We start from the raw sequence: 6,148 nt of genomic DNA, 5'->3' as shown, positions 1-6,148 counted from the left end.
GATCGTGTGCATGGCCGCTCAGCAGCGACTGGTCACCGGGCCCGCCCTGCTGGCGACCTCGGCTCGCCGTCACGGCCGCACTCGACGGGCCTTCATCCAAACCCTTGTGCGCGACGTCGCCGATGGCGCGCAGGCCCTCGGCGAGCTCGACTTCGCCCGTCTTTGTCGCGCCAGGGGGATCCCCGAGCCAACCCGACAGGTGGTGCGTCACGGGCCGCGAGGACGGATCTATCTCGATGTCGCCTGGGAGGAGCATGGGGTCGTCGTGGAGGTCGACGGCGCCCAACATCGACAGGGCCTGGCCATCACGGCGGACAACCTGCGGCGGAACGGTCTGCAGCTGGGGGGCGAGATCGTCCTCGCCATCGATCTGGTCGGCTTGCGTCTCGAGACGAGGGCCTTTCTGGACCAGGTACAGGCGGCGCTTTCCGTCGCGCGATTCCGACGGTCTCCATGAGGCCGGAGGACGCGAGTGCGTGCGACTACTTCCGGATAGCCGGAAGTTCCACTTCCAACAGGGCGCGTGAGGGGACGGGCGTATGCCGCGTGGCGGGCCACGCGGCATACCTGCCCTATCCTTGGCGGCGGATGAGTCGGTCAGGCGGTCGCGTCGGTGAGCAATCACCGCCGAGGAACGTCCGGGCTCCGAAGGGCAAGGTGGTGGCTAACAGCCACCCGGGGTGACCCGCGGGACAGTGCCACAGAGAACAGACCGCCACGGTGAACCATCCGGCTCCGGCCGGACAGGCGCCGCGGTAAGGGTGAAACGGTGGTGTAAGAGACCACCAGCGGGCCAGGTGACTGGTTCGGCTCGGTAAACCCCACCTGGAGCAAGCTCAGACAGTGCGCGTTCGAGGGCGGCCCGCCCGAGTGCACGGGTAGAGCGCTGGAGGCAGTCGGCAACGGCTGTCGTAGATGGATGACCGTCTCCTGCTGGCCGGTAACGACCAGCGGTGACAGAACCCGGCGTATCGACCGACTCATCCACCATCCGTGCCGGCGGCGGCTACGACGCGTCACGTCCTACGGTGGGGGACATGCGGATCACCCACCTCGGCCACGCCAGCCTGCTCGTCGAGATCGCCGACGCGCGCATCCTGCTCGACCCGGGGGGCTGGTCGCCCGGTGCCCACGAGCAGCGCGACCTCGACGCCGTGCTCGTGACCCACCAGCATCCCGACCACCTCGACCAGGAGCGCTTCCCCGAGCTCCTGAAGGCCAACCCGCGCGCCCAGGTCCTGGCCGACCCGGACACCGCGAAGCTGTTGCAGGACAGCGGTTTCGACGTCGTCGCCTTCGGTCCCGGCGACCGAGCCACCGTCGGCGCGGGCCGGGTGACGGTGGCCGGCGTGGGGGAGCTGCACGCACTCATCCACGAGGACATCCCCCGGATCCACAACACCGGCATGCGGATCAGCGCCGACGGTGAGCCCACGTTCTTCCACCCCGGCGACGCGCTGGACGCCGAACCGGTGGGGGTCGACGTCCTCGCCTTCCCCCTCAACGCACCGTGGCAGCGCAGCCGGGAGATGACGGCCTTCCTGCGTCGCATCGCAGCGCCGCACGCGATCCCGATCCACGACGCCCTGCTCAGCAGTGTCGGACGCGCCCTCTACCTCGGCCAGGCGGGCAACCTCGGGTCGAAGGACACCCGGATCCACGACCTCGCCGACGGCGAGCCCGAGGAGTTCGCCAGCGGGGGCTGAGGGGCTGAGAGGGCTGAGCGGGACTGAGCGATGGCTGGGCAACGGTGGGCAGCGACGGCGACCACCCGGCATACCCTCTTCGCCCGGCTGGTGGACCGGATTTGGAGAGTTAGGTAAGGCTCACCTACTCTCCTCGCGTGCCCAAGAACCCGAAGGCCGCCAAGGGGACCAAGCTCGCCAAGGCGAAGAAGAAGTGCTGCAAGGACAAGCCGCGGTGTGCGCAGTGTCCTGTGGTGCTGATGCGCCTCGCGAAGATGGGCTACGCCGAGCAGGACGCCGACAAGCCCCGCCGCTACACGGTCGACACGAACGTGCCCAAGAAGGCCTTGCTCATCGCCAGGCAGCGCTGACGCTAGCGTCGGGTCCATGCCGGAGCCCGCGCCACAGATCGCCCTGCGCCTACGCGGCCTGACCAAGCGGTTCGGCTCGACCACCGCCGTCGACGGCCTCGACCTCGATGTGCCGCGCGGGTCCTTCTACGGGCTGGTCGGGCCCAACGGCGCAGGCAAGACCACGACGCTCTCGATGGCCACCGGGCTGCTGCGTCCCGATGCGGGCAGCGCGCACGTCCTCGGCACCGACGTGTGGGCCGACCCCGTGGGCGCCAAGTCGCAGATCGGGATCCTCCCGGACGGGCTTCGCCTCTTCGACCGCCTCACCGGCCAACAGCTCGTGACGTATGCCGGCCTGTTGCGTGGGATGGACCGTGGCCTCGTCGTCGAGCGCACCGGCGAGCTGCTCGCGGCGCTGGGACTCACCGATGCCGCCGGCAAGCTGGTCATCGACTACTCCGCGGGCATGACCAAGAAGATCACCCTCGCCTGCGCCCTGGTCCACGCCCCCCGGCTGCTCGTCCTGGACGAGCCGTTCGAGGCCGTGGACCCGGTGTCAGCCCGCACGATCCGTCGGATCCTCGAGGACTTCGCGGCCACCGGCGGCACCGTGGTGCTCTCGAGCCACGTCATGGACCTCGTCGAGCGGATCTGCACCGATGTGGCGATCATCGCGGAGGGCACGGTCCGGGCGGCGGGGACGCTCGACGACGTCCGGGCGGGCGAAGGGCTGGAGGACCGCTTCCTCGGCCTCGTCGGGGGCGACACCCACGTGGAGGGCCTGGCGTGGTTGCGCACCTCCTCCGACTGAAGCTCGACCTCCTGCGCAACGGGCTGCGGCGCAGCGTCGCCGCCATCGTGGGGATGGTCGTCGGCGTGCTCTACGGAGGCGGCTTCGTCGTGGCAGGGCTCGCCGCGACGGTCACGCTCCGGGCCCAGGGTGACATCGACCTGGCGCGCACCGCGGTCGTCATCGCCGGAGCGGCGGGGCTGGCCGGATGGGCCCTCCTTCCGGTCCTGCTGTTCGGCATCGACCCCACGCTGGACCCCACCCGGTTCGCGACCTTCGCCGTACGCGAACGCACCCTTGCCCTCGGGCTCGCGCTCAGCGCCCTCGTCGGACTGCCCGGGGTCGCGACCATCCTCCTGGTGCTGGGCAGCGTGGTTGCGGGCTCCCGGTCGGTCGCAACCACGCTGGTGGCGCTCATCGGAGGGTTCCTCGGCCTGGCCACCTGCGTCCTGCTCAGYCGGATCGTCACGGCTGCCGCGTCTGCGGTGCTCGGCACGCGGCGCGGCCGCGACGTGGCGGGCGTGGCCGGCCTGCTCGTCCTCGTGAGCGTGGGTCCGCTCGTCGGTGGACTCAGCGACGGTGGCCTCGACCGGGCCACCCTCGACAGGCTCGCCGACGTACTCGCCTGGACGCCGCTGGGCTGGGCGTGGGCGCCCGCTGGTGACCTGGCCCTCGGCCACTGGGGTGCCGGACTGGCTCGACTCGCCCTGGCTGCGGTCCTCTGTCTGGCCCTGCTCGTGGTGTGGGAGCGGCTGCTCGTCTCCGTCCTGCGCAACCCGAGGCCCACCTCGGGCGACGGTGGCGCGGTGTCCGGTGGACTGGGGTTGTTCGCCCGGCTTCCCGGTACCCCGATGGGTGCCATCGCGGCGCGAGCCGGCACCTACTGGGTCCGCGACCCCCGCTTCAACATGCCGGCCGTGATGACGATCCTGCTCCCCGCGGGTCTGCTCATCCCCGGCATCGGGTCCGGGTCGGAGCTGGCCCTGGTCGCCATGCCGCTCGCCTCGGCCTACATGATCGGCTGGGGACAGCACAACGACGTCGGTTACGACTCCACGGCCTTCTGGATGCACGTCGCCGCCGGAGTCGACGGGGTCAGCGACCGGCTGGGACGGCTGTTTCCCTCAGGGTTGATGGCGGTCGTCTGCGTTCCCGCGTATGCCGTGCTGGGACCGGTGTTGGGCGCGCCCTGGCGGTTGCTGCCGGCCACCTTCGGCGTGGGTTGCGCCTTGGCGCTCAACGGTTTCGCGGTGGCCTGCGTGACCAGCGCCGTGAAGCAGTACGGCGTGCCTTCGCCGGGGGAGAACCCGTTCACGAGTCGTCCGGGCTCGACGGGGGTCACCCTCGGAGTGCAGGCGGTCTGTGGCGCAGCCGTGTTCGCGCTGTCCATCCCGGCGCTGGTGCTGGGTGTCCTGGCCTGGGTCGGCTGGCAGTGGGCGGCGTGGACGGTCCTGGCGGTCGGACCTGCGCTGGGGGTGGCCGCGCTGGTCGTGGGGGCCCGGATGGGTGCGGACCTGTTCCGCCGACGTCAGGCGATCCTGCTCCAGGACCTCATCTCGATGCGCTGACGGACGGCTGCCGCGCGACGTGGGCGCGGCAGCGGTCCGCGCGCCCACGGTGTGCCGTCGGGTGGGCTGGGCTACTTGTGGGCCGCGAGGTGGGCTGCGCCGATGATGCCGGCCTTGTTCTGGAGCGTGGCGGCCACGATCGGTGTCTTCAGCGTCAGCAGGTGCAGGAACTGCTCGGCGTCCTTGGACACCCCGCCACCCACGACGATGAGGTCCGGCCACAGGAGCGCCTCGAGGTGGCTGTAGTAGCGCTGCAGCCGCTTGGCCCAGTCCGGGTAGCTCAGCCCTTCCTTGTCCTTGATCGAGGAGGCGGCGCGGGTCTCCGCGTCGTAGCCGTCGATCTCGAGGTGCCCCAGCTCGGAGTTGGGGATGAGGACCCCGTCGTAGATCAGCGCGGACCCGATGCCGGTGCCCAGGGTCGTCATCACCACCAGGCCCTTCTGGCCCTTGGCGGCGCCGTAGTGGAGCTCGGCGACCCCGGCGGCGTCCGCGTCGTTGACGAGCACGATGTCGTGGCCGAGGACCTTCTCGAGCATCGGCTCGGCGTCGAAGTCGAGCCAGGCCTTGTCGATGTTCGCAGCCGAGCGGACGACGCCATGGGTCACCACGCCCGGGATGGTCACTCCGATGGGGGAGTCGCCACGGACGTCGTCGAAGTGGTCGACGATCTGGTCGATCACCTGGGCCACCGCCTCCGGCGTCGACGGGAGGGGGGTGTCGATCCGCATCCGCTTGGCCGCGAAGGCGCCCTTGGACAGGTCGACGGGTGCGCCCTTGATGCCGCTGCCTCCCACGTCGATCCCCAACGGGAGCCCGTGCTTGGCCTGCTTGGCTTCCTTCGCCATCGGTCCGCCTCCTTGCGGTTGCCCTGCCCTGGGTGGTCGAACTTCAGGCCAGCGTCAGGATCTCGTTGCCGGTCTCGGTGATGAGGATGGTGTGCTCGAACTGCGCCGACCGGCGTCGGTCCGCGGTGACGACGGTCCACTTGTCGTCCCACATCTCCCAGTCCTGCGTCCCGAGGTTGAGCATCGGCTCGATCGTGAAGGTCATGCCCGGCTCGATGATGGTGCTGTAGGACGGCGCGGCGTCGTAGTGGGGGATGACCAGACCGCTGTGGAACGACCGCCCGATGCCGTGACCGGTGAAGTCGCGGACGACGCCGTAGCCGAAACGGCGCGCATAGCTCTGGATCACCCGTCCGATGACGTTGATCTCGCGGCCCGGGATCGCGGCCTTGATGCCGCGCATCATGGCTTCGTGGGTGCGCTCGACGAGCAGCCGCGACTCCTCGTCGACGTCTCCGCACAGGTAGGTCGCGTCGGTGTCGCCGTGGACACCTCCGATGAAGGCGGTGATGTCGATGTTGACGATGTCACCGTCCTCGAGGGGGCGGTCGTCGGGGATGCCGTGGCAGATCACCTCGTTGACAGAGGTGCACAGCGACTTGGGGAATCCCTTGTAGCCCAAGGTCGACGGATAGGCGCCGTGGTCCATCAGGAACTCGTGGCCGACCCGGTCGATCTCGTCCGTCGTGACACCCGGCGCGATCACGGCGGCCGCCGCGGCCATGGCTTGCGCGGCGATGCGCCCGGCGACCCGCATCAGCTCGATCGTCTCGGCGTCCTTGACCTCGGGAGCGTCGTCGCGGGTGGGGCCCGGCCGGTCGACGTACTCCGGCCGCCTGATCGACGCCGGCACCGGGAGACGCGGGGACACCACGCCCGGGGCCACGCTTGCGTAGGTCAACGGCAT

Annotated in this window: 7 protein-coding genes and 1 other RNA gene; 6 read left to right on the top strand and 2 right to left on the bottom strand. The window is 70.2% G+C overall.

Annotated features, from left to right (window positions below):
• Positions 1–10: 10 nt before the first annotated feature.
• The 6 genes from AC1DVZ_RS11165 (at position 11) to AC1DVZ_RS11140 (ending at position 4,396) form a co-directional block, all read left to right on the top strand.
• Positions 11–457, top strand: coding sequence for a hypothetical protein (locus AC1DVZ_RS11165; protein ID WP_477618263.1), 447 nt, complete (start codon positions 11–13; stop codon positions 455–457).
• A 132-nt stretch (positions 458–589) separates the two neighbouring features.
• An RNA gene (rnpB, locus tag AC1DVZ_RS11160) (RNase P RNA component class A) lies at positions 590–987 on the top strand.
• Positions 988–1,037: 50 nt separating this feature from the next.
• The gene (locus AC1DVZ_RS11155) at positions 1,038–1,706 is read left to right on the top strand and encodes an MBL fold metallo-hydrolase (protein ID WP_477618262.1); all 669 of its coding nucleotides are present in this window, start codon (positions 1,038–1,040) and stop codon (positions 1,704–1,706) included.
• A 137-nt stretch (positions 1,707–1,843) separates the two neighbouring features.
• Positions 1,844–2,056: a hypothetical protein gene (locus AC1DVZ_RS11150; protein ID WP_477618261.1), complete on the top strand. Its 213-nt coding sequence runs from the start codon at positions 1,844–1,846 to the stop codon at positions 2,054–2,056.
• Between the two features lie 16 nt (positions 2,057–2,072).
• Complete coding sequence (locus AC1DVZ_RS11145; protein WP_477618260.1) at positions 2,073–2,849, top strand: ABC transporter ATP-binding protein; 777 nt, start codon at positions 2,073–2,075, stop codon at positions 2,847–2,849.
• Positions 2,825–4,396, top strand: a complete 1,572-nt coding sequence (locus AC1DVZ_RS11140; protein ID WP_477618259.1) for a hypothetical protein — start codon at positions 2,825–2,827, stop codon at positions 4,394–4,396. Before AC1DVZ_RS11145 ends, AC1DVZ_RS11140 begins: the two co-directional genes overlap by 25 nt.
• Positions 4,397–4,467: 71 nt before the next feature.
• Here the strand turns inward: AC1DVZ_RS11140 and ppgK are convergent, their stop codons facing one another.
• Positions 4,468–5,241: a polyphosphate--glucose phosphotransferase gene (ppgK, locus tag AC1DVZ_RS11135; RefSeq protein ID WP_477618258.1), complete on the bottom strand. Its 774-nt coding sequence runs from the start codon at positions 5,239–5,241 to the stop codon at positions 4,468–4,470.
• 43 nt (positions 5,242–5,284) lie between these two features.
• Positions 5,285–6,148, bottom strand: a complete 864-nt coding sequence (gene map / locus AC1DVZ_RS11130) for a type I methionyl aminopeptidase (protein ID WP_477618257.1) — start codon at positions 6,146–6,148, stop codon at positions 5,285–5,287.

This window comes from Pedococcus sp. P2_E5, from assembly GCF_056403895.1.
This window is presented reverse-complemented; position numbering and strand designations above follow the sequence as displayed.

Bases quoted from the DNA above. Each gene is read 5' to 3' on its own strand.
- map (WP_477618257.1), bottom strand. From the start codon at position 6,148: ATGCCGTTGACCTACGCAAGCGTGGCCCCGGGCGTGGTGTCCCCGCGT.
- AC1DVZ_RS11145 (WP_477618260.1), top strand. From the start codon at position 2,073: ATGCCGGAGCCCGCGCCACAGATCGCCCTGCGCCTACGCGGCCTGACC.
- ppgK (WP_477618258.1), bottom strand. From the start codon at position 5,241: ATGGCGAAGGAAGCCAAGCAGGCCAAGCACGGGCTCCCGTTGGGGATC.
- AC1DVZ_RS11155 (WP_477618262.1), top strand. From the start codon at position 1,038: ATGCGGATCACCCACCTCGGCCACGCCAGCCTGCTCGTCGAGATCGCC.
- AC1DVZ_RS11165 (WP_477618263.1), top strand. From the start codon at position 11: ATGGCCGCTCAGCAGCGACTGGTCACCGGGCCCGCCCTGCTGGCGACC.